18 protein-coding genes, 2 tRNA genes and 1 pseudogene are annotated in these 22,857 nt (G+C 65.9%); 16 read left to right on the top strand and 5 right to left on the bottom strand.

Features of this window, described 5'->3' with window-relative positions:
- The first annotated feature begins 21 nt into the window (after window positions 1-21).
- From FYJ92_RS03140 to FYJ92_RS03130, 3 genes are all read left to right on the top strand, one after another.
- Complete coding sequence (locus FYJ92_RS03140) at window positions 22-432, top strand: GNAT family N-acetyltransferase (protein ID WP_255482277.1); 411 nt, start codon at window positions 22-24, stop codon at window positions 430-432.
- 148 nt (window positions 433-580) lie between these two features.
- A tRNA-Ser gene (locus FYJ92_RS03135) sits at window positions 581-668 on the top strand.
- Window positions 669-803: 135 nt separating this feature from the next.
- The gene (locus FYJ92_RS03130) at window positions 804-2,285 is read left to right on the top strand and encodes an MFS transporter (protein WP_185262565.1); all 1,482 of its coding nucleotides are present in this window, start codon (window positions 804-806) and stop codon (window positions 2,283-2,285) included.
- On the opposite strand, the gene FYJ92_RS03125 is transcribed toward FYJ92_RS03130, so the two are convergent.
- Window positions 2,209-4,389: a RecQ family ATP-dependent DNA helicase gene (locus FYJ92_RS03125; RefSeq protein WP_185262564.1), complete on the bottom strand. Its 2,181-nt coding sequence runs from the start codon at window positions 4,387-4,389 to the stop codon at window positions 2,209-2,211. The two genes, FYJ92_RS03130 and FYJ92_RS03125, sit on opposite strands and share 77 nt — an antisense overlap.
- A 96-nt stretch (window positions 4,390-4,485) precedes the next feature.
- Between FYJ92_RS03125 and FYJ92_RS03120 the strand changes: the two genes are divergently transcribed.
- The 4 genes from FYJ92_RS03120 to FYJ92_RS03105 all read left to right on the top strand — a co-directional run bounded on the left by FYJ92_RS03120 (window position 4,486) and on the right by FYJ92_RS03105 (window position 8,173).
- On the top strand, window positions 4,486-5,904 hold the full coding sequence (locus tag FYJ92_RS03120; protein ID WP_185262563.1) for a phosphomannomutase/phosphoglucomutase: 1,419 nt from the start codon (window positions 4,486-4,488) through the stop codon (window positions 5,902-5,904).
- Window positions 5,891-6,406 carry a hypothetical protein gene (locus FYJ92_RS03115; protein WP_255482276.1) on the top strand — a complete coding sequence of 172 codons (516 nt, stop codon included), beginning with the start codon at window positions 5,891-5,893 and terminating at the stop codon, window positions 6,404-6,406. Before FYJ92_RS03120 ends, FYJ92_RS03115 begins: the two co-directional genes overlap by 14 nt.
- A gap of 17 nt (window positions 6,407-6,423) precedes the next feature.
- Window positions 6,424-6,873: an Rrf2 family transcriptional regulator gene (locus FYJ92_RS03110; RefSeq protein WP_185262562.1), complete on the top strand. Its 450-nt coding sequence runs from the start codon at window positions 6,424-6,426 to the stop codon at window positions 6,871-6,873.
- Window positions 6,874-7,012: 139 nt separating this feature from the next.
- The gene (locus tag FYJ92_RS03105; RefSeq protein ID WP_185262561.1) at window positions 7,013-8,173 is read left to right on the top strand and encodes a globin domain-containing protein; all 1,161 of its coding nucleotides are present in this window, start codon (window positions 7,013-7,015) and stop codon (window positions 8,171-8,173) included.
- A gap of 135 nt (window positions 8,174-8,308) precedes the next feature.
- Here FYJ92_RS03105 and FYJ92_RS03100 read toward each other — a convergent pair whose 3' ends face one another.
- Window positions 8,309-10,135, bottom strand: a complete 1,827-nt coding sequence (locus FYJ92_RS03100; protein WP_185262560.1) for a phosphoenolpyruvate carboxykinase (GTP) — start codon at window positions 10,133-10,135, stop codon at window positions 8,309-8,311.
- Window positions 10,136-10,409: 274 nt separating this feature from the next.
- Between FYJ92_RS03100 and FYJ92_RS03095 the strand changes: the two genes are divergently transcribed.
- From FYJ92_RS03095 to FYJ92_RS03070, 6 genes are all read left to right on the top strand, one after another.
- A tRNA-Arg gene (locus FYJ92_RS03095) sits at window positions 10,410-10,483 on the top strand.
- A gap of 260 nt (window positions 10,484-10,743) precedes the next feature.
- The gene (locus FYJ92_RS03090) at window positions 10,744-12,258 is read left to right on the top strand and encodes an NAD(P)/FAD-dependent oxidoreductase (RefSeq protein WP_185262559.1); all 1,515 of its coding nucleotides are present in this window, start codon (window positions 10,744-10,746) and stop codon (window positions 12,256-12,258) included.
- 127 nt (window positions 12,259-12,385) lie between these two features.
- Entirely contained in the window at window positions 12,386-13,093 is a 708-nt protein-coding gene (locus FYJ92_RS03085; RefSeq protein ID WP_185262558.1) for an ABC transporter ATP-binding protein, read from the top strand.
- Entirely contained in the window at window positions 13,090-15,126 is a 2,037-nt protein-coding gene (locus tag FYJ92_RS03080) for a YhgE/Pip family protein (protein WP_185262557.1), read from the top strand. Before FYJ92_RS03085 ends, FYJ92_RS03080 begins: the two co-directional genes overlap by 4 nt.
- A 101-nt stretch (window positions 15,127-15,227) precedes the next feature.
- The gene (locus FYJ92_RS03075; protein WP_185263644.1) at window positions 15,228-15,842 is read left to right on the top strand and encodes a TetR/AcrR family transcriptional regulator; all 615 of its coding nucleotides are present in this window, start codon (window positions 15,228-15,230) and stop codon (window positions 15,840-15,842) included.
- A 4-nt stretch (window positions 15,843-15,846) separates the two neighbouring features.
- Complete coding sequence (locus FYJ92_RS03070) at window positions 15,847-16,542, top strand: hypothetical protein (protein ID WP_185262556.1); 696 nt, start codon at window positions 15,847-15,849, stop codon at window positions 16,540-16,542.
- A gap of 14 nt (window positions 16,543-16,556) precedes the next feature.
- On the opposite strand, the pseudogene FYJ92_RS03065 reads toward FYJ92_RS03070, so the two are convergent.
- Window positions 16,557-17,428: pseudogene (locus FYJ92_RS03065) on the bottom strand (EamA family transporter); the annotation flags it as partial.
- A gap of 72 nt (window positions 17,429-17,500) precedes the next feature.
- On the opposite strand from FYJ92_RS03065, the gene FYJ92_RS03060 reads away from it, so the two are divergent.
- Window positions 17,501-18,448, top strand: coding sequence for a LysR family transcriptional regulator (locus FYJ92_RS03060; protein ID WP_185262554.1), 948 nt, complete (start codon window positions 17,501-17,503; stop codon window positions 18,446-18,448).
- On the opposite strand, the gene FYJ92_RS03055 is transcribed toward FYJ92_RS03060, so the two are convergent.
- On the bottom strand, window positions 18,426-18,953 hold the full coding sequence (locus FYJ92_RS03055) for a histidine phosphatase family protein (RefSeq protein ID WP_185262553.1): 528 nt from the start codon (window positions 18,951-18,953) through the stop codon (window positions 18,426-18,428). The genes FYJ92_RS03060 and FYJ92_RS03055 overlap by 23 nt on opposite strands.
- Before the next feature lie 93 nt (window positions 18,954-19,046).
- Window positions 19,047-19,913, bottom strand: a complete 867-nt coding sequence (locus FYJ92_RS03050) for a winged helix-turn-helix domain-containing protein (protein ID WP_185262552.1) — start codon at window positions 19,911-19,913, stop codon at window positions 19,047-19,049.
- Window positions 19,914-20,536: 623 nt separating this feature from the next.
- Here FYJ92_RS03050 and FYJ92_RS03045 point away from each other — a divergent pair.
- Together FYJ92_RS03045 and FYJ92_RS03040 are read left to right on the top strand one after the other, a co-directional pair.
- Window positions 20,537-21,277 (top strand): response regulator transcription factor, encoded by a 741-nt coding sequence (locus FYJ92_RS03045; protein ID WP_185262551.1) that lies wholly within the window; start codon window positions 20,537-20,539, stop codon window positions 21,275-21,277.
- 93 nt (window positions 21,278-21,370) lie between these two features.
- The gene (locus tag FYJ92_RS03040) at window positions 21,371-22,834 is read left to right on the top strand and encodes a HAMP domain-containing sensor histidine kinase (RefSeq protein ID WP_185262550.1); all 1,464 of its coding nucleotides are present in this window, start codon (window positions 21,371-21,373) and stop codon (window positions 22,832-22,834) included.
- The last annotated feature ends 23 nt before the right edge of the window (window positions 22,835-22,857 follow it).

Raw genomic sequence — 22,857 nt, 5'->3', positions numbered from 1 at the left:
CAGCAGACCTACCCTGGCTTGATGTCAGACGCCTTCCTGGCTGCCCTGAAACCGGCCGACCGGCTGCCGATGTGGTGTCAGCTGTTGCTTGCCCCAGAGCCGGCCGCCTGGGTGGCGTGCGTGGACGGTTCAGTGGTGGGGTTCTCCGCAACCCGCACAGTGCCGCAAGGGGACACCGATCAGGATTTGCCCACCTCAGGGAGCCTGGAGCTGTGGGGGCTCTATCTGATTAAGTCCCATCAGGGCCTCGGTCTGGGACGCAGGCTGCTTGAGGCTGCACTCGGCGCAGGGCCCGCCAGCCTCTGGGTGGCCGCTGGAAATGGCAAGGCCATCGGATTCTACGAACGGCTGAGATTCGCTCCTGACGGGGCCGAGGACCGCGTGGCAGATTGGGAAGACCTTCACGAAATCAGGATGATCCGCTCCCGCTAACCCGCTCCCGGCGCAGGTCTTCCGCAGGTCTTTCCGCCCGCAGGCGGCGCCCCGGACGTTGTGGGCCGGGCCTGGGACAGGCGTTCGACGGCCGTTTTGCACTGCGTGCCCCGTTCTGCGTATCCTTGGTGGGCTAGTAATAGCCATTGGAGACGTGCCAGAGCGGCCGAATGGGCTTCACTGCTAATGAAGTGTGGGGCACAACTCCACCGGGGGTTCAAATCCCCCCGTCTCCGCGTTTGGCCCCGGTCCTGGACCGGGGCCTTTTGCGTTCCCGGGGCAGGAGCCGGGCGTGGTCCGCGGGCTGGGCTGACGGTCCGGGGTGCGGACGCCAGGGGCTCCACCCGGGGCGGCGGTGGCAGGATAGTGGAATGGCAGCAAGCAACGCCCCAGGGACGGAAACCAGCACAAGCCAGGCGTGGAATCCCCGCCTGGCGCTACTGGTGGCTGCCACGTTCTTTATGGAGTTCCTGGACGGCACCATCCTGACCACCGCCATCCCCAACATCGCCAGCGACTTTGGCGTTCCGGCCGCGGACGTAAACATCACCATGACGGCCTACCTCATGACCGTGGCCATGGGAATTCCGCTCAGCGGCTGGCTCGCTGAACGCGTGGGGGCGCGCAAAGTATTCTGCGTCGCAATTGCCCTCTTTACGCTCGCCTCGTTGGCCTGCGCCGTCAGCCCCGACCTGACCGTGCTGACGCTGAGCCGGATCCTGCAGGGCGCCGGCGGGGCCATGATGGTTCCTGTTGGCACCCTCCTGGTACTGCGCGGCACACCAAAGTCCGAACTCCTGCGCGCCACGGCCTTCCTGGTGTGGCCCGCGTTGCTGGCGCCCGTACTGGCGCCGCTGGTGGGCGGCGCCTTGACCACCTACCTGTCGTGGCACTGGATCTTCCTCATCAATCTTCCGCTGGGCGCGGCTGCCTTCATCGCCGCACTGAGGCTGGTTCCAACCGGCGCAGGGGACAGCACCCGCCGGCTGGACTGGCTGGGCCTGCTCCTCACCACAACCGGCGTGGGCGCCCTGGTGGTGGGCCTGGAACTGGCCACCGCACACCCCGACGGTCCATGGGCTGCATTGAGCGCCGCTGCAGGCGGGTGTGCCCTCACGGCGGCCGTACTGTGGATGAGGCAGGCCAAAAATCCTCTGTTCGACCTCAGTGTTTTTTCAACGCGCACATTCCGGGCCATGGCTACCGGCGGGTTTGTCTACCGCTTGACCATCAGCTCGGTGCCGTTCCTCCTGCCGCTTATGTTCCAGACCGGCTTCGGCTGGTCGCCCCTGCACGCAGGAATCATGGTCGCGGCCGTGTTCATCGGCAACATCGGCATCAAGCCGGCCACCACGCCGCTGATCCGACGTTTCGGTTTCCGGGCCATGCTGGTCTTCGGCTCCCTGGCCTCGGCGGTGACCTTCGCACTGTGCGCCCTGCTCACTCCGGACACGCCGCAGGCCCTGACTTTCGCCTTGCTGGTCTGCAGCGGGGCTTTCCGCTCCATCGGCTTCTCCGCCTACGCGTCAGTGCAGTACGCGGACATCGCGCCCGCCCAGCTGACGTCGGCCAATTCCGTGTCGGCGACCCTGGTGCAGCTCGCTGCAGGGGCCGGCATCGCTGTTGGCGCCCTGCTGATCCGGATTTTCGACGGCGCGGGGGCCTTCCCCGCCGATCACGCCGGCCCCTTCCGCGGGGCCTTCCTCACCATGGCCGTCCTGATGCTCTTGAGTACGGCGGACAGCGTGTCACTGCACCGGCAGGCTGGCGCCGAGGTCAGCCGGCCTGGGCAAGCACCAGCGGAAGAACAGCCCCCGCCCCCGCCTGGCGCAGGGCACGTCCAGCAACGGTAACGGTCCACCGGCTGTCCACGAGATCGTCAATCAGCATCACGCCCTGGCCCCGAAGTGATGCCATGGCCACGTCCAGCTGCGGCCCCACCACCACACGGTCCCAGACTCCCGCGAGCCGGTACGCACTGTTGCCGCCGCGGCTTCCCGTGGGTCCGCCGTGGCCCAGGGCCAGCTCGCCAAGGTAAGGGATCCGGCCGATTTCAGAAATTCCCTGGGCAAGGGACCGGACCAGTTCGGGCTTGCTGCGGGAAGGCATGCTGACGATCGCGGCCGGCCGTCCTGCACCGCTCCAGCCCGGGTTCCGGCCGTCACCGGTAGCCCATTCCCGCAGGACCTGGACACAGGCCTGCAGCATGGCGGGATCCACCGGCCGGTCCGCGGCGCCGGCCGCGAAAAGTTCCCGCAGTGCGCCGCCCCAGCCGAGATCAGTCAGCCTGGCCAGCACGCGGCCGTCCGCCAGCCCTTCGTCCGGCTTGATCTTGCCCTTAACCGGAACGCCCAGGCGGTCCATGCCGCTGGGCCACTGCAGCCGTGCCTCCAGGACGCCGCCGGCGCGGGTGAGTGTCTGGCCCGCCGCTGCCGTGGCATCCGCGGCTATGTCAGCCCGGAACCAGCGGCCTGCGCAGTTATCGCACTTCCCGCAGGGGTGCGCGGTCTCATCATCGAGGACCGAGGTGATGTATTCCATCCGGCATCCGGCGGTGTCCTGGTAGATCACCATGGAGTCCTGCTCATCCACCCTGGCCTCGGCGATCCGACGGTAGCGCTCGGCGTCGTAGATCCAGGGCTGGCCGGTTGAACGCCACCCGCCACCGACCCGTTCCACGGCGCCGTCCACGGCCAGGACCTTCAGCAGAAGCTCCAGCGGAGTGCGGCGGAGATCAACCCGGGCCTCCAACGCAACCGTTGACACGGCAGTGCCGGCCTCAGCCAACGCCGTCAGCACCGCTGTGGCTTTTTCCTCCGAGGGCATGGAAGCGGTGGCGAAGTACTGCCAGATATCCCGGTCCTCAGAACCCGGCAGCAACAGGACATCTGCGTTCGCCACACCACGGCCCGCTCGGCCCACCTGCTGGTAATACGCCACGGGGGAAGACGGTGCCCCGAGGTGGACCACGAAGCCAAGATCCGGTTTGTCGAAGCCCATGCCGAGCGCCGAGGTGGCTACCAGCGCCTTGACCTGGTTGTCCTTGAGCATCTGCTCCGCGCGCTCCCGGTCCGCGGGATCGGTCCTGCCGGTGTAGGCCTGCACGGTGTGCCCGGCTTCGGCGAGAAGCCGGGCGGTGTCCTCCGCGGCGGAAACTGTCAGCGTGTAGATGATGCCGCTGCCGGGCAGGTCGGCCAGGTGCGTCAGGAGCCAGCCCAGCCGTTCGCGCGAATTCGGGAGGGTGAGGACGCCCAGCCGCAGGGAATCACGGCCCAGGGTTCCGCGGATGGTGAGGACCCCCGCGCCAAGCTGTTCCTCGATGTCATGGACCACGCGCGAGTTCGCCGTGGCAGTGGTGGCCAGGACAGGAACGGACTCCGGCAGCCGGGTGATCAGGTCAGCGATCCGGCGGTAGTCCGGCCGGAAATCGTGGCCCCAGTCCGAAATACAGTGTGCCTCGTCAATCACCAGCAGGCCCGTCCGCCGAATGAGCTCCGGCAGCTGGTTTTCGCGGAAGGACGGGTTGGTGAGCCGTTCCGGCGACACCAGCAACACGTCGACTTCATCGGCGGCGAGCTGTTCCCGGACGGTGTCCCATTCCAGCTGGTTCGCCGAGTTGATGGCCACAGCACGCACTCCGGCGCGGGCAGCGGCAGCCACCTGGTCCCGCATCAGGGCCAGCAACGGCGAAACGATCAGGGTAGGGCCGGCCCCGCGGCGCCGGAGCAGCAGGGACGCCACAAAGTACACCGCCGATTTTCCCCAACCGGTACGCTGGACCACCAAAGCCCGCCGGCCGCCGTCGACCAGCGCTTCAATCGCCTCAAACTGTCCGTCGTGGAAATCCGCCTCCGGATGCCCCACAAGTTCGCGGAGAACCTCCAAAGCCTGGCTTTTTGTGGCGGACGGTGAGTCAGGGGAAGCGGAAAGAAGGGCGGCGTTCTGGGTATCGACCATTGATTCAGTATCCCAGCCCGCACCGACACCCATAAAGCCGGGACCTCCGTATGTGGACAACCGGGAAGGTCCGCGGCTCCACGTAAGATAAGACCCGTGACTAGCGAACAGACAAAGACTTTTGACCTCTCGGCATCCTTCAAGGCCTACGACGTCCGGGGCATCGTGGGCGAATCCATCACCGCTGAAATCGTCGAAGCCGTGGGCGCCGCGTTCGTTGATGTCCTGGAACTGGAAGGACAGACGATCCTGGTGGGCGGCGATATGCGTCCCTCCTCTCCCGAGTTCGCCAAGGCTTTCGCCGACGGTGCGGCCACCCGCGGAGCCGACGTCAAGCTCCTTGACCTGATCTCCACCGATGAGCTCTACTTCGCCTGCGGTTCCCTCAACGCCGCCGGCGCCACGTTCACCGCCAGCCACAACCCTGCCGAATACAACGGCATCAAGATGTCGAAGGCCGGCGCGCAGCCCATCTCCTCCGAATCAGGCCTCAAAGAGATCCAGGCACTCGCCGAGCAGTACCTCAACGAAGGCTCCATCCCGGCGGCCCCCGCCCGCGGCCTGATCGGCGTCCACGACGTCCTGAAGGACTACTCCGAGTACCTCCGCCAGCTGGTGGACCTCTCCGGATCCCGGCCGCTCAAGGTAGTTGTCGACGCAGGCAACGGCATGGCCGGCCTCACCACGCCGGCGGTGCTGGGCAACGCCCTCCTGCCCAAGCTGCCGTTCGAGATCATCCCCCTGTACTTCGAGCTGGATGGTTCCTTCCCGAACCACCCGGCAAATCCCCTCGAGCCGGAAAACCTCCGCGACCTGCAGGCGGCCGTCATTGAGCACGGCGCCGATCTCGGCCTGGCATTCGACGGCGACGCCGACCGCTGCTTCGTCATCGACGAAAAGGGCGAGCCTGTGTCGCCGTCGGCCGTCACCGGTATGGTGGCACGCCGCGAAATCGCCCGCGCCCAGGCGCAGGGCGAGGCGACGCCCACGGTCATCCACAATCTGCTCACCTCCCGTGCAGTGCCGGAACTGGTAGAGCACGACGGCGGCCGCGCCGTCCGCACGCGCGTGGGCCACTCCTTCATCAAGGCAGTCATGGCCGAGGAAGGTGCCGTGTTCGGCGGCGAGCACTCAGCCCACTTCTACTTCCGCGACTTCTGGAACGCAGACACCGGGATGCTCGCAGCCATGCACGTGCTCGCTGCCCTCGGCGAGCAGGACGGACCGTTATCCGAGCTCGGCCGCGAGTACGAACCCTATGTCTCCTCCGGCGAGATCAACTCGGAGATCCAGGACAAGGCCGGCGCCGTTGAGCGTGTCCGCACCGACTTCGCCGCCGAGGACATCACCGTGGACACCATGGACGGCAGCACGTTCACGGCAAATGACGGCAGCTTCTGGTTCAACCTGCGCCCGTCCAACACGGAACCCTTCCTCCGCCTGAACGTGGAAGCAACGGACCGGTCCACGATGGAACGCGTCCGCGACCGCGTGCTCTCCAATGTCAGGCGCTAAGCCGGAAGTGGCCTACGAAGCCACAGAAACCGACGGCCCCGCTGCGGTGGCTTCTTGGCGGGATTCCGTTCCGGAGGCCTCGGCCACGGACCTGGAAAACCTACTGGGCACAGGCGTGGGCGCAGCCCAGGAACAGCTCGAGCGAAACGGCGGCTTCCTGCCGTTCGCACTGGTGGTGGAGAACGACGGCGAAGTCCGCCTCGTGGCCGTTACACCGGCTGATGCCCAGGACGGCTCCGACGCTGACTTCGACGCGGACACGATGATCAGCGACCTCACCGAGCTGCTCCGGCAGAACCGGGCTGATTTCCGGGCCGCCGCTGTCGTCTGCGACATCCTCTTGATCGAGGAAGAAACAGATGCCATCCATGTGGCTGCCGAACACCGCGATGGATCCGTCTTCGCCGCGGTCCTCCCCTACACCGCCAACACCGGGACGCACGAATGGGAGTTTGGCCAGCTCGCCGCTGACACCAGCGAACCCACCGTCTGGGTGGGCTAGACCGCGCCCCGGTTGCCGTGAAAATCAACGCCTTCGCAGACGTCAGCCTTCGGGCGCTGATGGTCCTGGCCGCCGCGCCCGGGGCCACCCTCCTGACTACACAGAACATCGCCGATGCCGTGGGCACTCCGTACAACCACGTCAGCAAGGCGATGGCCAAACTGCGGACACTGGGCCTGATCGACGTTGAGCGCGGCAGGTCGGGCGGATCCAGGCTCAGCCCCGCTGGCCGCCGGGCAACGGTGGGCCAGGTCCTGCGGGACCTTGACACCCGGACGGATGCGGCCGATTGCGTCGCGCCGGGCGGCGACTGCCCGCTGATCCACGAATGCACGCTTCGCGCCGCGCTGGCCCGCGCCCGCGAAGCGTTTTACCGGGAACTTGATGGAGTTGTTGTGGCCGAACTTCCCGGCTCTCGGCAGATGGCACCCGTCTTCCAGATGATCGGCCTGCGCCCCGGCCTGTAGCCCCGCGCCGCGCCCACCTCACCGCCAATTTGATTCCAACTTCTACGAGGTGTAGAACTTGAGTTACGAATATACGCATTTCAAATGTAAGTATTCACATTGACCGGGCGCAAGCCCGGCCCCTATCGCAGGAGTACACATGCTCTCGGACAAATCCCGCCCCGTCATTGAGGCCACGCTGCCGCTCGTCGGTTCCCGGATCGGCGCCATCACTCCCAAGTTCTATGCACGGCTGTTCGCCGCCCACCCGGAACTGTTGGATGGCCTGTTCAGCCGCTCCAACCAGCGCTCGGGCGACCAGCAGCAGGCGCTGGCCGGAAGCATCGCCGCTTTCGCCACGCACCTGGTCAACAACCCGGGCACCCTCCCCGAAACCGTGCTGTCCCGCATCGCCCACCGGCACGCGTCACTCGGCATCACTGAGCCCCAGTACCAGGTGGTCTACGAGCACCTTTTCGCGGCCATCGCGGAGGATTTGGCCGAAGTCATTACCCCGGAAATCGCCGAAGCTTGGACCGAGGTTTACTGGCTGATGGCCGACGCCCTGATCAAGCTCGAAAAGGGCCTTTACGCAGCACAGGCCAACGGCAAGATGTGGACGCCATGGAAGGTTGCGTCAAAGGACCATGCCGGTACCGGCTCCATGACCTTCACGCTGGAACCCGCAGACGACACCCCGGTCACGCCCGCCCTGGCCGGCCAGTACGTCAGCGTCAAGGTCCAACTCCCCGACGGCCTTCGCCAGGTCCGGCAGTACTCACTTTCGGGCGATGCAGGTACGAGCCGCAGCTTCACCACCAAGATCGATGACGGCGGCGAGGTCTCCCCTGTGCTGCACAACGCCGTCGAGGTTGGCGACGTCCTGGAAATTTCGAATCCCTACGGCGAGATCACCCTGAAGGACGGCGACGGCCCGGTGGTTCTGGCATCGGCCGGCATCGGTTGCACGCCGACGGCGTCGATCCTCCGGTCCCTCGCCGAGTCGGGCTCCGACCGGCAGGTGCTGGTGCTGCACGCGGAAAGCACGCTGGACAGCTGGGCGTTGCGCAGTCAGATGACGGACGACGTCGAACGCCTGGACGGCGCTGACCTACAGCTGTGGCTTGAAGAGCCACGCGACGGGGCCAACAAAGGGTTCATGTCGCTGCGTGAAGTGGACCTGCCCGCCAACGCATCGCTGTACCTCTGCGGACCGCTGCCATTCATGAAGCACATCCGCAACGAGGCCATCAACGCAGGCATCCCCGCCACGAAAATCCATTACGAGGTCTTCGGACCGGACATCTGGCTGGCCAGCTAATCCCCACTGCCTCCCCAATCTCGCAAGCTCGACTGGGGCCCCTCGGCAGCGTGGGCCCACCCGGAATACCGACGACGGCGGCCCCGCACCTTTCTTGCAAAAGGTGCGGGGCCGCCGTCGTGATTAGCGGGGGACTCAGCCCAGGCGGGACTTCAGGCCGGCAAGCTCGGACTGCAGCGCCTCGGGGAGGGAACCGCCGAAGTTGGCGTACCACTCCTCGATGGATGCGAGCTCGGTGGCCCACTCTGCCGGGTCGACGCGGACAGCCTCTTCGACCTGTGCGGGCGTCATATCCAGGCCCTTAAGATCGATGGATTCACCCGTGGGGACAAAGCCGATCGGCGTCTCGACGGCGCCTGCCTTGCCTTCCAGTCGCTCGATGGCCCACTTGAGGACGCGGGCGTTATCGCCGAAGCCAGGCCAGGCGAAGCCGCCCTCGGCCGTGCGGCGGAACCAGTTGACCAGGAAGATCTTGGGCAGGCGTTCCGGGTTGCCCTTGGCGGACAGATTGACCCAGTGGTTCAGGTAATCGCCGGCGTCGTAGCCAATGAAGGGCAGCATGGCCATGGGGTCGCGGCGCACAACGCCTACTGCTCCGGCTGCAGCGGCAGTGGTCTCCGAGGACAGCGTGGAGCCCATGAAGATGCCGTTTGACCAGCTGCGGGCCTCGGTCACCAGGGGGATGGTGGACTTGCGGCGGCCGCCGAACAGGATCGCGGAAAGCTCCACTCCGTCCGGGTTGTTGTACTCCTCGGCCAGCATGTCGATCTGGTCGATCGGCGTGCAGAAGCGCGAGTTCGGGTGGGCTGCCGGCTTATCGGAGTCCGAGGTCCAGGAAGTTCCCTGCCAGTCGGTCAGGTGAGCAGGCACTTCCTCAGTCATACCCTCCCACCACACGCCGCCGTCGTCGGTCAGTGCGACGTTGGTGAAGATGCTGTTGCCCTTGGCGATGGCGCGCATCGCGTTGGGGTTGGTGCCCCAGCCAGTGCCCGGGGCAACGCCGAAGAGGCCGGCCTCGGGGTTAACGGCGCGGAGTTCGCCTTCCTTGCCGAACCGCATCCAGGTGATGTCGTCGCCAAGGGTTTCCACCTTCCAGCCCTCGATGGTGGGATCGAGCAGCGCGAGGTTGGTCTTGCCGCAGGCAGACGGGAAGGCAGCCGAGACGTAGTACGTCTTCTGCTCCGGCGACGTCAGCTTCAGGATGAGCATATGCTCGGCCAGCCAGCCTTCGTCGCGGGCCATCACGGAGGCGATGCGGAGGGCGTAGCATTTCTTGCCCAGCAGCGCGTTGCCGCCGTAGCCGGAACCAAAGGACCAGATGGAGCGCTCCTCGGGGAAGTGCACGATCCACTTGTCCGGGTTGCACGGCCACGGCACGTCGGCCTGGCCGGCTTCGAGCGGCGCACCCAGGGAGTGCAGGGCCGGCACGAAGAAGGCATTGGTCTCGGTGATCCGGTTCAGGACGTCGGTGCCGATGCGGGCCATGATGCGCATCGAGGCAACAACGTAGGCGCTGTCGGTGATCTCGACGCCGAACTTGGGATCTTCGGCATCCAGATGGCCCATGACGAACGGGATCACGTACATGGTGCGGCCGCGCATGGAGCCGCCGAACAGTCCGCGCAGCTTCTGCTTCATTTCGACCGGGGCCATCCAGTTATTTGTGAAGCCGGCGTCGTGCTCCTTCTCGGAGCAGATGAAGGTCTGCTCTTCGACACGGGCTACGTCCGCGGGATCAGAGAATGCCGCGAAAGAGTTAGGGAAGAGCTCCTGGTTCAGGCGCGTCAGCGTCCCTGCTGCGACGAGTTCGTCAGTGAGACGCGTGTTTTCCTCTTCGGTACCGTCAACCCAGTGGATGCGGCCCGGCTGAGTAAGTTCAGCAACCTCTTCGACCCATGCCAGCAGGCCAGCATGTGTAGTGGGTGCTTTCTCAAGCAGCGGCAGTCTTGCGAGATCGCCCATTGCGGTTCCCTTCCTCGGGTTCATCGGTGTGGACTAAATGCTATTGGCCGCCAAGGGACCCAAACTGGACCAGCCGTGCACGTTGGTGAGCGTTTGAACCGAAAACCGCGCAAATTCAAGGAAAAGGCGGACAAATTGGTGGAATTAAGTGACGAAGGTCACCTAGACCGGTCTAGTTGGCTAGATTACAGGCTTCTCGATTTGGAACTCCGGCCCTCCCTCGCGTAAAGTAATTCGAGGTTCGGGGAGCAAGAAACTCCGCGAAACACAAGATGCGCCCATAGCTCAGCTGGATAGAGCGTCTGTCTACGGAACAGAAGGCCGGGGGTTCGAATCCCTCTGGGCGCACAGAGCAAGGCCCGTATCGGTTCGCCGGTACGGGCCTTTTGTCATTTAAGTTAGGCCCCGGGCGGCACCCGTCTTCCGCTTCGGGAACTGCCGGGGCAGGCCGACGGAAATGCGTCACTTCTGGTCGCAAACCCCTGCACCGCCCCTGGATTCGCGCGGGTGAGCCCGCCATGCGTGGTCAAATGTTACGCAGTTCTGCGTCACAGGATTGACGACGGCGGCACTCCCCGCCTCAAGGGAGGCGGGCGTAGGCTGGACGAATGACGCCTGCAACGCTGCAACGTGAATTCGATGTCATTGTGATCGGCGCCGGTGCCGTGGGGGAAAACGTCGCCGACCGGGTGGTCCAGGGCGGCCTGACGGCCGTCCTCATTGAAGCCGAACTGGTGGGCGGCGAATGCTCATACTGGGCCTGCATGCCATCCAAAGCCCTGCTTCGACCAGGCACGGCCCTGCACGGCGCACAGTCCGTACCGGGCGCGGTGGAAGCCATCACACTGACACTTGATGCAGCGGCAGTCCTTAAGCGCAGGGACTACTTCACCGCAAACTGGCAGGACGACAGCCAGGTGAAGTGGCTGGAAGATGCCGGGATTGAGCTGATCCGCGGCCACGGCTGGATCACCGCGCCACGCACCGTTGGAGTAGCCGGGCTGGACGGCAACACTTACGAGCTCAAGGCCCGTCACGCCGTCGTCCTCGCCACCGGCTCAAGGCCAACTACACCTCCCATCGACGGACTGGCAGACCTGCAGGTCTGGGGCACCCGCGAAGCCACCTCGGCCAAGGAGGTGCCGGAGCGGCTGGCTGTGATCGGCGGCGGCGTGGCGGGCACAGAGCTGGCGCAGGCATTCGCACGCCTGGGCTCGGACGTGACGCTGGTAGCCAGGAGCGGACTGCTGGGCACGTTTCCTGCGGAGGCCAGCAGGCTTGTGGTCGCGGGGCTGCGCGCGGACGGCGTTGCGGTCCGCCTCAACACGTCCACCGAAAGTGTCCGGGAAAACGACGACGGCACGTTCACCCTCACGGTTCAGGACGGGGCGCCGGACGGACGAACCACTGTCACAGCCGACAAGGTCCTCGTTTCAACCGGCCGGCATCCCGCCCTCGAAGGCCTCGGCCTGGAAAGTTTGGGCTTCGAGGCCCGGGACGGGCAGCCGCTGAAACTCACTACCGACTCCACTGGCCTAGTCCAGGGCATCCCGGATGCGCCGGGCACCCCGAACGTTCAGGGCGAGGAGGGCTCGGATGGAGAGGATCCCTGGCTCTACGCCGTTGGCGACGCCGCCGGCAGCAACTTTTTCACCCACCAGGGTAAGTACGAGGCCCGCGCTACCGGCGACGCCATCGCGGCCCGCGCCAAGGGCGAGCTCCGCGGCACCCCAAAGCCCTGGAGCCGGTACGCCCAGACCGCCAACCAGCATGCCGTCCCCAATGTGGTGTTCACCGACCCCGAACTGGCGGCTGTGGGGCGCACAGTGGAACAGGCGAAGCGGGACGGCTACAACGTGGCGTCCGTGGAACTGCCCATCGAGGTGTCGGGTTCGTCCCTGCATTCCGAACACTACGAAGGCTGGGCGCAACTGGTGGTGGACGAGGACCGCCGAGTCCTGCTGGGAGCCACTTTCGCCGGCCCGGACGTGGGTGAGCTGCTGCACGCCGCCACCATCGCAGTGGTGGGCGAGGTCCCGCTGGATCGGCTGTGGCATGCGGTACCGTCGTTTCCCACCGTCAGCGAGGTGTGGCTGCGGCTCCTGGAAAAGTACGGCCTGTAGTCGGGGCCGCAAGTGCCCGTTCGCGCTGGCCTGCTCCGCCCGCGCGCCTACAAGGGCCTGCGCTATTTGAACTGACCAGTCAGTTCAGTTAGGCTTGGGGCGGACATACCCCGTCGAAAGGCCATTCTTGCTCTCCGTACAGCAGCTCCATGTGAAAGGCCGGCGCGACGATTTGCTCCCGCCCACCTCTCTGCGGGTCGGCCGGGGTGAGCTCCTCCTCGTCACCGCCGAACGCCAGGACCAGCGGACAGCCCTTGCCCTGACCATCAGCGGGCGCATGAAACCTACTGGCGGCCGGATCTCGTGGGCCGCCAACGAACGCACCAAATCCCTCAGGCTCGCGAGCGCACTGGTGGATTCCCCCAATGTGAATGAGCCCGAGCAGCACCTCAGCGTCCGGGACCTTGTCACCGAGGACCTCGCCCTGATCCCCCGCCGCTACCGGGGCGCCCTGCTCAGCCAGCCTTGGCTCAAAGTCAACAGTTTCGAGGACATCGCGGACTTGTGGACTGAGCAGCTGGCCCCGGACCGGCGCATTGAACTGCTGACAGCCCTGGCGCTCGCCAACCCGTACACCGACCTCCTGGTGGTGGACTCCCCCGACAGGCACGGTGCGCATTCCGCGGACTGGCTCCCGCGGCTTGAGGAGCTGGCGTACGACGCCGGCCGGCCGCTCGCCGTCGTCGTCACCGTTACTGCCCTCCCGGCAGGGTGGGCGGGGCCGGCCGCGGTGATCGGCAACGCTTTCCCCGACGCCGACGAAGTACCCGATGCGCCGGCCCTCACAGACGAAGAAACCGAATCCCTCTTACGTGAAACCGAGGATGCCAAGTGACCGTGCTGCGGCTGGCCCGTTCCGAACTCAAGCGGATGACCGGCGGGTTGCTGCCAAAGCTGACCATCCTGGCCCTGATCATGGTGCCGCTCCTGTACGGGGCCGTGTACCTGTACGCCAACTGGAACCCCTACGGGAACCTGAACCAGATCGAGGCCGCCCTGGTGGTTGAAGACACCGGGGCCACGTCCAGCGACGGCACCGAGCTCCAGGCGGGCAAGAAGGTGGCTGACGGCCTCGTGGAGGGCAACGTCTTCAACTGGCAGGCGGTCCCCACGGCGGCTGAGGCCGATGCAGGGGTCAGCAGCGGCAAGTACGCGTTTGCGCTGAAGATCCCGGCGGAGTTCTCGACGAACCTGGTCTCACCTGGCAGCTTCGATTCAGCCAGCCAGGCGATGCTGAACGTCACCACCAACGATGCCAACAACTACCTGCTGAGCACCATCGTGGACAAACTGACCACCGCGGTGCACACAACCGTGGCCAAGGAAGTGGGCGAAGAGACGGCGAACCAGCTGCTCACGGGCTTCGGCACCATCCACGCCCAGATGCTCAAGGCCGCAGACGGCGCCGGGCGGCTGGCGGACGGCGTGGCAACCCTCCGCGACGGGACGGTCACCCTGCATAAGGGCACGAGCGAGCTCAGCGCTGGAGCCGGCGAGCTCTACAACGGGCAGCTGAAATTGCGTGACGGCGCCAATCAGCTGACCGACGGCGCCGGGCAGCTCAGCAGCGGGCTCTCCGTCCTGAAAGAGAAGACCGCCATGCTGCCCACCGACACCAGGACCCTCGCCAACGGCGCGGCACAGGTGGCAGCGGGGAATGCGCAGCTGAACACCAAGGTCCAGGACGTCGTCACGCAGCTCGATGCCGCGGACCAGGGTCTCCGGACGCGGGTGATCGAATCGAATGCCCGCCTGGTCGCATCCGAAGCGATCACCCAGCTGCAGGCAGACGAAATCCTGGCCGACTTCGATACGGTGGCAGCCTCCAGTCCCGTGGCCGCAGCGAAAACCCGGATCCAGGCCGACGCCACTCAGATCCAGCAGATCGCGGACGGTTCCGAGGCCGTGAGCGTCGGCGCAGCACAGCTGGCAACGGCCACCCCGGCCCTGAAGGACGCCATTGTTCAGGCCTCCGGTGGCGCGGACCGGCTCCATACCGGGGCGGCCACGCTGGCCACCGGCGAGCAGTCCGCGCTGGACGGCACCGGGCGCCTCGTCCAAGGAGCGCAAACGCTCGACGCCGGCGCGGGGCAGCTTGAGGCGGGGGCCGCCACCGCAGCCGACGGCTCACGGACGTTGGCCGACGAAATTGCCAAGGGAGCCGGGCAGGTGCCCAACCCGGACGATTCGCAGAAGAGCAGCCTCTCAGAGGTGATTGCTGATCCCGTTGCGGTCAGCAATGTCTCCCAGGCGAAGGCGGACTCCTACGGTGCCGGGCTGGCACCGTTCTTCCTGACGCTCGCCTTGTGGATCGGCATCTTCATGCTGGTCCAGGCGATGCGGCCCATCACCCAGCGGGCCCTGGCGTCGAACGCCCCGGCCTGGAAAATCGCCGTCGGCGGCTGGCTTCCGTTCCTGGCCGTTTCGGTGGTGCAGGCGAGCCTGCTGACCCTCGTGGTGAATCTGGCGCTGGGCCTCAACCCCGCGCATCCAGTACTGATGTGGCTGTTTATGCTGGCCGCGGCCATGGCCTTCAGCGCAATCATCCAAGGCATCGTGGCGCTGCTGGGGTCGCCCGGCAAGCTGGTGGTGCTGATCCTGCTGGTGCTCCAACTGGTCTCCTCGGGCGGCACGTTCCCCTGGCAGACCACCCCGCAGCCGCTTCACGTGGTCCACGAAATCCTGCCCATGGGCTACGTGGTCACGGGCATGCGGCACCTCATCTACGGCGCGGAGCTGTCCGGGATCGTGCCCACTGTCCTGGGGCTGCTCGGCTACACGTTGTTGGGCGCTGCGATGTCCACCTTTGCGGTCCGGAAGCACAAGTACTGGACGCTCAAAACGCTCAAACCGGAGATCGCGGTATGAGCCAGCCCGTGCCCGGAGCTGGCGCGCCTGATTCTGCCGCGTCTGATCCCGGCGTGCACGATCCTGTAGACCATGTTCCCGCCGCCGGGCCCGATCCGGCCATGCATGGGCCGGCCGAGAAGAAACGCCGCCCGGCCCGGACCAACGCCACCCGGCAGAAGCTCTTCGACGCATCCATGGAGCTCATTGGCCAGCGTGGCGCAGCTGGCGTCACAGTGGACGAGATCGCCGCGGCGGCGGGTGTCTCCAAGGGCACCGTCTACTACAACTTCGGCAGCAAGTCGGACCTGATCGCGCAGCTGCTGCGGCACGGTGTGGACATCCTGAAGGCACGCCTGATCAGCGAGGCCGGGCAGCCCGGCTCCGATCCGCTGGCGTCCATGGAGGCAATGATCGGGCAGGCCATGGATTTTATGGCCGATTACCCGTCCTTCGCCCGTTTGTGGGTGAGCGAAAACTGGCGGACTCCCAGCGAATGGCGGGACACGTTCGCGGTGCTCCGGGCTGAGCTCCTGGCGGTGATCGGCGCGGCCATAGAGAACGTGGCTGCCGTCTACCCTGTGGACGAAACGATTTCGCGGGGCAGCCTGGAAACAGCGATCTTTGGCGCCTGCTTCGTGGTGGGGCTGGACCGGCAGACGTACAACCCCGAACGTACCCGTGACCAAAGCGTTGCAGCAATCATGGCAATCATGCGCGGCTATGTCGTGAAGTAGCAGGATGATTGAACACATGCGCCACATGGGTAACAGCGGGAAATTCGCAGTGATCGCGGCTGTCGCCGCCTTGGGCATGCTGGTGCTCACCGCCATCACCCTGGAAGAAACCGTGATGGTCACGTTCCTGGGCCTGGTTGCGCTGGCCTACGTGGCGGCCATAGCGGAGGTCCTGGCCCGCGGGCGCCGCTTTGTGTTGGTGGCCACCGCTGCGGGTTCCAGCTTCACCATTGCCTTCTCCCTGGCCTTCGTCAGCACCTGGGAACTGGCCTTCGCCGAGCAATCATCGTTCTTCGGCACACCGCTCCCCACCGGGGATCCGGACAACTATTTCTACTGGGGTGCGGCCTCAGCAGTTGCCACCCTAGTGGTCCTCTTCCTTGGCACTGCCTGGCCCGCGGGAAGGCGTCCGGGGACTGCCAAACGGAAGCCCCCACCGGCCAAGCGGCGGCCCGCGTCCGGCGCAGGCCGGCCTGCTGGGCGGCGCCCGGCAGCCGGGGGCACCGCCACACGGACCGCGGCCACCCGTGGCGCGGCACCACGGGGTGCGGCCACAGCTCAGCGCGCGTCAGGGCTCCGCCCACCCGCCCGGATGCCTGACACGGCAGCCAAGCGGCCGTCGCCGTCCGCTTCCCCGGTCCGCAAGCCGACACCCAAACCGGGCACCAAGACGGGCGCCAAACCGGCGCCCCGCCGCTGACCCAGCCGCAGACCGCGCCGGCCTCGGCCAGCGACTACCGCCGTCGCCACTCCTCCAGGAGGAGCAGCCCGCCAGCCGGTTCAGCCGGCGTCGGGACCTCCCCCAGCGCCAGCCAGGCAGCGCTCATGCCCACCACGGGAACCAGCAGGGTGAAAGGCACCACGGCCGACGACGGGTAGCTGGCCAGGAGCCGGTTCCAGATTCCGTACCCCACCAGCGATGCGAAAATGGCCGTGTACAGGGCACTCAGGATCGTGGCCGGCTGGAGGTCTGCCAGGGTGCTGAACACCGCCTCCGGGCCGTCCACCAGCAGCGACAGTCCGGCGAGCGGCAGGGGCACTACTGCGCCGGACCAGACCACCAGCCCCAGCCCGGAGGCGGCCTTGGCCTGCCGCGCTATGACGTTCCCGGCAGCCCAGGACAGCGCGGCTCCCAGGACGATGATGAGCGGCAGCAACGGGGCAACGGCACTGCGGCCGACGGCCACCACGGCCAGGCCCGCAACGCCAAGAACGACGCCGGCCAGTTGGCTCCGGCTGGGCCGCTCGCGCAGTAACCCGGCAGCCAGGAGTACCGTGAGCAGCACCTGCGCCTGGAGGACCAGGGAGGCTAGCCCTGCCGGCATGCCCAGCGCCATGGCCAGGTAAAGGAGGCCGAACTGGCCCGCGCTCATAAAGACGCCGACGCCGATGATCGCCTTCCAGCTGACGTCCGGCTTCCTGATGAAGAAAATCCAGGGGAAGACCACGAGGAGGAACCGCAAGGCCACAAACAGCAGCGGGGGAACCTCACCTCCGTTCGCATGAAGCCCTAAGTCGATGGCCACGAAGTTCAGGCCCCAAAGGACGGCGACCAGGGCGGCAAGGAGGGAGTGGCGGAGGTTCACGGTCCCACTCTCGCAGAAGAGCCGATGAAGCACCAGCGTTGAATTTTGCGTCAAACCATGTACGTTTGCTTCATGATTGAAATCGGTTCACTCCGGGCATTGGCTGCGATTGAACACCACGGTTCGGTCATAGCGGCGTCGGAGGTGATGGGCTTCAGTCCTTCGGCCGTCTCCCAGCAGATCAAGAAGCTGGAGAAGCAGACAGGGTTCCCCGTCCTGGAGCGCCGCGGCCGCGGCGTGCTGCTGACCGAGCGCGGGCTCACCCTGGCAGCCTACGGCCGGCGCATCCTGTCGGAGCTCGAGGAACTGGAATCCACCCTCTTGGCGGATCCGACCAAACCCACAGGGCACCTCAAGGTTGTTTCCTTCTCTACCGCCTGCCGGGGCCTGGTGGGGCCGTTGCTGGGACGGCTGGCTTCATCCGGAGCAGACCTGGACATCAGCGTGCTGGCGGAGGACCCGCGGGAAGCGGTAGCGCGGGTGGCCAACGGGGAGGCGGACCTGGGTGTGGTCCACAACTGGAACTCTGTCCCGCTGGTGATACCGGAGCACATGGCGCTCGACTGGCTGTGCGAGGACGTTGCGGACGTCCTGGTGCATCGCGACCATGCGCTGGCCGGACGCAGCCAGGTGGAACCGGCCGACCTCGTGGACGAACGGTGGATCAGCACACCGCACGGCGCCATCTGCAACGAGGCCCTGCTGCGGATCTTCGCTGATCGGGGCCGGGTACCGGACATCCGGGTCTACGATCCTGACTTTGCAACCCACATCGCCCTGGTGGAGCAGGGGGCCGTGGTTGCGCTGGTCCCCCGCCTCGGCCGGCCCGCGCTGCCTGCGGACGTCGTCGGCCTGCCCCTGGTCAACCCCATGCAGGTCAGGCAGGTGGGCATCGTGTACCGCCGGACCATGGCGGCCAGCCCGGGCATCCAGCACGTCGCCGGACTGCTGCGCGAGGTCGCCGCGACGAGCGGTGTTGTTGCCGGGGCCCCTGCGATCAGTGGCCTCGCGGGACCTTGAACTTGGTCAGCCGGGCGTCCTGCCCGTCCAGTTCGGCCCAGGACTTTTCCGTTTCCAGCACCGTGAGGGCGCTGGTGGGGTAGCGTGTGGCGGCGTCCATGTAGGCGTCGTGGTTTGAGTCGCGTGCGGCCAGGTGCATGGCGAGGTCCTGGACGCCAGGCATATGCGAGATGAGCATCAGCGTGGTCACGGTGTCAGGCACATGGTTGACCACGGCGAGCATCCGCAGCGCAGAGGCGGCGTAGAGGCCGTCCTCAAGTTTCGGCGTCGGGGCCTTATCCCCCAGCTCGGAGCACACCCAGGTGCAGGTCTGGCGGGTGCGAAGCGCGCTGGAACACAGGATGAAGTCCGGGAGGATACCGTGCTTGACCAGCCACTTGCCGGCCAGGGGCGCCTCGCGGTGGCCCCGCTCCTCCAGCGGCCGCTCATGATCCGCCACGCCGCCGGGCCAGTCGGCCTTGGCATGCCGCATGATCACCAGGCGTTTGATGTGGTGGTCGCTCATCCCCCAAGCCTAGACCCGCAGGACCCACGGCGCCGCCCTCGAACAACAGGCACAGAGGGGTCGTGCCGCCTTAGCGCGGTACTGAAGTAAGGACTAGATCGAGTATTCCGGAGCGGCCCAGACAATCACTTCGGGGTGCTCGTAGAAGCGGTAGCCCTGGCCGCGGACTGTGCGGACGGTGTTGGCGAGGCGGCCCAGCTTGGAGCGGAGCCGGCGGATGTGGACGTCGATGGTGCGCTCGTTGGGGACTTCCTCGGCGTTGCGCCACAGGCCCTCGAGCAGCTCATCGCGGCCAACCGTGCGGGTGCCGTTTTCCACCAGGTAGTTCAGGAGTTCGAATTCCTTGAAGGTCAGATTCAGGGACTCGCCGTCAAGGTGGACTTCTCGGCGGGCAAGGTCGATCAGGACGCCGGACGGACGCGGGTCCTGGGGCTGCTGAAGCCGGGCAGTCTCGGTGCGCTTCTGTGCATTCACGGTGGGGTCACCAAAGGTGGACCGGACGACGTCGAGCGCGGAACCTGGGGTGCCGGCCGGGGCCACGGCAACGGCCGCGTAGCTTTCGGCGCCGGTCACGAGTGACTGTGCGTAAGTGCGGATTTCCTGGGCAAGCTTGGCAATGGAGGTTCCAGCAGCCGCTGCGGTTTCCTCATCGATGCCCATGTAGAGGACAAATCCACGGGCAACGGTGTCGTTGGCGACGGGCCGCACGGCGTTTGGACCAGCGATAACCGGGGTGGGCGCGGTCAGCGGCGGGGCATCGGCAGGCTGGACAGCGCGGAGCTGGCCGTAGGAATTCGGATTGTAGCCTTGCGGTGCGTAGCCGGGGGCAGGAAAGCTGGCGCCGGGGGTTGCCGGGACGAACGCCGGCCGGGCGCCGAAGCCTTGGCGGAGGCCGGAGGCCTGGCCCGCCTTGCCTGCGTTACGGACGGAGATATGGACGTATCCGGATGCAACTGACATGAATGCTTACCTCAATGTGAATGGCCGTCATCGCGGCTCGAATGCTGAATTTCCCCGCAATGAGATCTGGGGAGGGCGCCCTACGCTGGGCTTGGGGGCGCTGGGCTTGGGGGCGAATGCCTAGGAACTTCGTGGGGTCTGAAGGTCAGGCGTGCATTCGACAACAGCGCATATCGGCAGCAGCGGATGTGCTGGGCCAATATTCTGCGGCTGCAGGTGCTGTTGAGTTCTTGTTCACAACTCAAAGTGTGCAACGTAACAATGAGAACTTGCAAGTAACAATGGGTGCTTTGTTCCGCATAGTGAGACAGAATACGGATTTGTGTCATGGATCACCATTCTGATATGACGACAAAATGGCGGTTGTTGTCCGTCAAGGGTGCGCAAATAGCCCCTCGTGGCGAACAATCTTCGTCCACTCGCGGTTTTAAGCCCTTGAAATTCACTGCGGCATGGCTTGCTGAAATTGCTTGCTGCCTTTTGCCGCCTGTCCAGCGGAAACGGCTCCGGCCCGCCCATTATCTGCACCCATCCCTGATCACTCAGCTCGCTACGCTGGGATTCACAGCGTGCGCACAGGAACCCCATAGCGCGGGCTAACCGAATGATCGGAGAGTTGTCCCATGGCCACTTCGCACTCCATGACCAACAACCTCCCGCAGCTGACCCACCCGGACGGCTCCCCCATCCGTGCCCTGGTGGTTGACGACGAACCCAGCCTCTCCGAACTGATGAGCATGGGGCTGCGCATGGCCGGCTGGTCTGTTGCCGTTGCCGCCGATGGCCCCGAGGCCGTGAAGCTCGCCAAGGAGTTCCGCCCGGACGTCCTGGTGCTGGACGTGATGCTGCCGGGCTTCGACGGCGTTGAGCTGCTGGGCAGGATCCGCGCCTTCGCCCCAGAGGTGCCTGCCCTTTTCCTGACCGCCAAGGACGCCGTCCAGGACAGGATCCTGGGCCTCGCGGCCGGCGGGGACGACTACGTGACCAAGCCGTTCAGCATGGAGGAGGTCCTGCTGCGGCTGCACCGCCTGGTCCAACGGTCCGGCGTTGCCGCGATGGACACAGCCGAACTTGTGGTGGGCGATCTTGTCCTCAACATCGACACCCGCGAAGTGACCCGTGCGGGCGATGACCTCCAGCTCACGGCCACCCAGTTCGAACTGCTCCGGTATCTCATGGAGAACCCCAAACGCGTCATCAGCAAGGCCCAGATCCTTGACCGCGTCTGGAACTACGACTTCGGCGGCCAGGCCAACATCGTGGAACTCTACATCTCATATCTGCGAAAGAAAGTGGATGCCGTACATCCGCCCATGATCCACACTGTGCGCGGCGCCGGATACGTCATCAAGCCGGCGGACTAGGCCGTGTCCTCACCGCGAGCAACCCCAACACCGGCCCGGAGCTGGCTGAAACCTGACACGTGGCATCTGCGCACGCGACTGATCCTCTTGGCCATGGCGCTGCTGGTTGCCATCTGCGGCGCCGTGGGCCTGTTCAGTTACGCTTCCATGGACTCCTTTCTGACCGGCCAGCTGGATGAACAACTGAGCCAGGCAGCCAAACTTTCGAACGGTCCTGGCCGTCCGGGCCTGGGCGGATTCAACGGCCGGACAGACCCGCTCGACGCCCGCGGGCAGAGCGTGGGAACGCTGAATGCACGGATTCTGGACAGCCAGATCCCCAGCGGCGGCTTCCTGAACTCGGACACAACACGCCTGGCGCTCGACGCGGAAGACAAGCAAACCCTAATGGCGCTGACCCGGAACGGCTTTCCTGTGGACCGTTCGCTGTCCCACGGGGATTACCGGATTGTGGCCGTGGAAACCGGCTACGGCGATGTCCTGGTCACGGGACTTCCGCTCGCTGCCAAGGAGAGCACGCTGGCGTCGCTGGTCTGGACTTTTGTGTTCGTTTCCCTTGGCGGCCTGGCGCTGATCGGGCTGGCAGGAACCGTGCTCATCCGGCGCACCATGAAGCCGTTGGAGCAGCTTTCCGAGGTGGCAACCCGGGTGGCCCGGCTCCCGCTGGACGCGGGCGAGGTGGCACTCGCGGTGCGCGTCCCGGCGTCGAACTCCAACCCCGGAACCGAAGTGGGCAGCGTAGGGCACGCCCTCAACCTGATGCTGGACAACGTGGCCAGTGCCCTCGAGGCGCGGCAGCGGAGCGAGACCAAAGTGCGGCAGTTCGTTGCAGACGCGTCCCACGAACTGCGCACGCCGCTTACCGCCATCCGCGGATACACGGAGCTGATGCGGATGACCGAGGACTTCACACCGGACGGTCGGAAGTCCCTGGCCCGTGTCCAGAGCCAGTCCGAGCGCATGACCACCCTGGTGGAGGACCTGCTCCTGCTGGCCCGTCTCGATGAGGGACAGCCCCTTAAGCTCAGCGAAGTTGATCTCACTCAACTCGTGATCGAAACCGTCAGTGACGAGAAAGTCATAGCTCCGGACCACCGCTGGCGCCTTGAACTGCCTGACGAACCGCTCGCCGTCACCGGTGATGCTTCCCAACTGCGTCAGGTGCTGGTCAACCTGCTCTCCAATGCGCGCAAGCACACGCCACCCGGAACCACAGTGGTCACCGCTGTCACGAAGTCTGACGATGGCGCCGCGGTGGTGACGGTAACGGACGACGGCGGCGGCATCCCTGCGGAGTTCGTGGACCACGTTTTCTCCCGGTTTGCCCGCGCAGACGCGGCCCGCAAGGCCACGGCACCGGCCTCGGGCGCCGGGGCGTCGGAGGGCACCAGCGGCCTGGGCCTGTCCATTGTCCAGTCCATCATGGAGGCCCACGGCGGGAGCGTGGCAGTGACATCGCGGGCCGGGCGGACAGAGTTCGCCCTACACTTTCCTGCCGGTGCCGCGGCCCGCGCAGCCGAATCCCGAATGCCGCAAGGCGACACGCCATCGTCGTGACTCCTGTTACCAAAATGAGACTT

The sequence above is a fragment of the Pseudarthrobacter sp. NBSH8 genome (assembly GCF_014217545.1).
Lineage (GTDB): Bacteria > Actinomycetota > Actinomycetes > Actinomycetales > Micrococcaceae > Arthrobacter.
Note: the sequence above shows the minus strand (reverse complement) of the source record. Positions and strands in the feature narration are given on the sequence as shown.